General features: G+C 37.7%; 2 protein-coding genes. One reads left to right on the forward strand and one right to left on the reverse strand.

Annotated elements, in window-relative coordinates:
- Positions 1 to 409: 409 nt before the first annotated feature.
- Positions 410 to 2,047 (reverse strand): long-chain fatty acid--CoA ligase, encoded by a 1,638-nt coding sequence (locus B4237_RS17410; RefSeq protein WP_278595661.1) that lies wholly within the window; start codon positions 2,045 to 2,047, stop codon positions 410 to 412.
- Between the two features lie 419 nt (positions 2,048 to 2,466).
- On the opposite strand from B4237_RS17410, the gene B4237_RS17415 reads away from it, so the two are divergent.
- Positions 2,467 to 3,043: hypothetical protein (locus B4237_RS17415; protein ID WP_286944250.1), on the forward strand; the 577-nt coding region annotated here is incomplete at its 3' end.

A 3,043-nucleotide genomic window follows, 5' to 3' on the forward strand; every position in this document is an offset into this window, starting at 1 on the left:
TTCAAACCTTTGTGCAACAAAGCCGTTGATCAAGCAACTCTCAAGTCATCTGCGTGTATGTCTAGAATCATCTAACAGCTAGACAGTAGATTGATTAAATAATTTTAGTAGACCCTTCGCAGAGTCTGTTTTTGAGTTAAACGTCATAAAATGAAATTATGATGCTAGTCTGCATAATTTTATCGAGTTTCTTATCAATCTGATTGCGATAGAGGCGAGGTAAAATACGTGAAATTTTTGCAAGAACACGTGCTTGTGTGCTTGCAATAACCATAAATTCAGATGAAAAACATCGTCATTGATTTCTTTACATGCATTTCAAACAAGCATGCTTCTACCTAGTTGCTTTAAACAGCAGAAATGAAGAACCGTTTCTTGTTCTTCATTTCAATTTACCTAAAAGATGGTCTTAGACCACCGCATCATTTTGCAAAAGCGTATCGCCGTATTGTGCACGAAGCTCTGCTTTGACAATTTTCCCTGTTCCGTTGACTGGAAGTGCATCGACAAAGATGACTGCATCTGGAATCTGCCAGCGAGCGATTTTATTTTCAAAGTATGCAAGTATATCTGCTTCCGTTATTGATGCATTTTCTTGTTTGACTGCAATTAAAATAGGTCGTTCATCCCATTTTGGATGTTTTGCTGCAATTGCAGCAGCCATACGAATGTCAGGATGACCTACAGCAATATTTTCTATTTCGACCGAAGAAATCCATTCGCCACCCGATTTGATGAGGTCTTTTGCCCGATCACAAATAGTCATATAGCCGTCTGAGTTGATCGTTGCAATATCACCAGTATCAAACCAACCATCGGCCGTTAAAGAACTTTTTTCTTGATTAAAGTAGTGATCAACAACCCATGGACCACGGACTTGTAGGTTTCCTTGTGTTTGACCATCATTTTCAAGAGGAATCGTACTGTCGCCATCTACAATACGTAATTCAATACCAAAAGGTGGACGACCTTGTGTGAGACGTAATTGTTCAAACTCTTCAGTGTTTAATGCAAAATGTTTAGCTTTAGGCTGATTCGCTGTCCCAAGTGGGCTGGTTTCAGACATACCCCAAGCATGAATCGTGTCGCAATCATAATTATATTTAAAGTCTCGAATAATTGATGGAGGACAAGCAGCGCCACCAACAACATTACGAACCATACTTTCTAAACGGGTACCTTTTTTCTTTGCAGCGGCCAACAGGCCTTGCCAAATTGTAGGAACACCTAATGCTACCGTAACTTTATAGTCATCAATTAAGTTAACGAGGCTATCACCATCTAAGTTCGGACCAGGTAATACAATCGAACTACCAACCATCGCCGTTGCATATGGAATTCCCCATGCATTTACGTGGAACATTGGAACAACAGGCATCACAATATCTTTAGCCGATAAGTTCAGAGAATCAGGCAACGAGATCGCCATGGTATGAAGTAAGGTAGAGCGATGGCTATATAACACGCCTTTTGGATTACCTGTTGTACCTGATGTATAACATAAAGAGCTGGGAGTGTTTTCATCTAACTGAGGCCAATCAAATGTTGTTGATTGATCCTGAATCAGCTCATCATAAAAAATAACTTCAGGGAGTGCCGCAGCAACTTTTTCGTCAAAAGCACTGAGACAAATAAATCTTTCAACAGTAGGAACTTTGTCTTTAATCGCAGTGATTAATGGTAAAAATGTTGTGTCAAAGAAAATGGCTTTGTCTTGAGCATCATTGATAATGAAAATCAGCTGTTCAGGAAACAGGCGAGGATTAATAGTATGACAGACCAAACCACTACCTGAAATGGCATACCAAGACTCTAAGTGACGATGGTTATTCCATGCGATGGTTGCTAGACGATCACCCTCATTCAAATTAAATGTTTTAAAAGCATTTGCTAAGCGTTTGGTATTTTGTTGAACCTGCTGCCAATTGGTTGTGGTGATTTGCCCACTTACTTCTCGTGAAATAATTGAAGTATCAGCATGATATTTTGCTGCATGCTCGATCAAGTTACTAATTAACAAAGACTGATGCATCATTTTGCCAAACATTTTATTCATCCTTGTTCGCTGTTCTATAAAGTTCTTATAGTTTTATTTGTTGTATCTCATTTCTGCACCCAGTTTTATGTAACGAGGTATGTTTTTCGCGGTTAGGGGTATAAAACTGAACAGATTTATCAGCCTTTTTTTGAACAAGAAAATCTAAAATCTGAGTTGATCAAGCAGTGGTTAGATAATTTAGAATGTAACCCATATTTATCCCGTAAAGAGAAAATAAAAAAATTTGCCTAATGATAAGTACGTTATTTGAGCCAATAATATTTTAAACAAGGTAGCTTAAGGTCTATAGCTAATTTTATAAATGTGTCGAGTTTTTTAAGAACTGAGTACATTTTTTATTACTCAAATTTAAGCCTGTATTCAGCTCTATTTGGTCAAATTAGATTGTTTTCTTATTGGATTACAATATGATCAATGATAAAAATACAGAGCAAATACTCAGTAAAGTGCCAGAAGTAACACTACTCTTTTGGATCATAAAAATTGCTGCAACGACTTTAGGTGAAACCGCTGGCGATGCATTTTCAATGTCACTCAATCTCGGCTATCTGCTCAGTACCGCAATTTTTACGGTGTTATTCATCGTACTAGTAGCCTTTCAGATTAGAGCAAAGGGTTACCATCCATTCTTTTATTGGGCAACGATTATTGCCACCACCACATTAGGAACAACTATTGCAGATTTTGTTGATCGTTCTTTGGGTATTGGATATTTAGGCGGAAGTCTCATTTTATCTGCTTTACTGGCTGCATCTTTGTTTATTTGGAATCTCAGTTGTGGTTCGATCGCAGTCAATACGATTCAATCTCCGAAAAATGAAGCATTTTATTGGTTGACTATTATGTTTTCACAAACGCTCGGAACAGCATTGGGAGATTGGACAGCAGATACTCAGGGACTTGGTTATACAGGGGCAATGCTGATTTTTGGTGGGCTTCTCATTTTTTTGATTATTCTTTATTTTGATACAAAAGTTTCAAGAA

Source organism: Acinetobacter sp. UBA6526 (assembly GCF_002434875.1).
In the GTDB taxonomy this organism is placed as follows: Bacteria; Pseudomonadota; Gammaproteobacteria; order Pseudomonadales; family Moraxellaceae; genus Acinetobacter; species Acinetobacter venetianus.

Bases quoted from the DNA above. Each gene is read 5' to 3' on its own strand.
- B4237_RS17410 (WP_278595661.1), bottom strand. From the start codon at position 2,047: ATGTTTGGCAAAATGATGCATCAGTCTTTGTTAATTAGTAACTTGATC.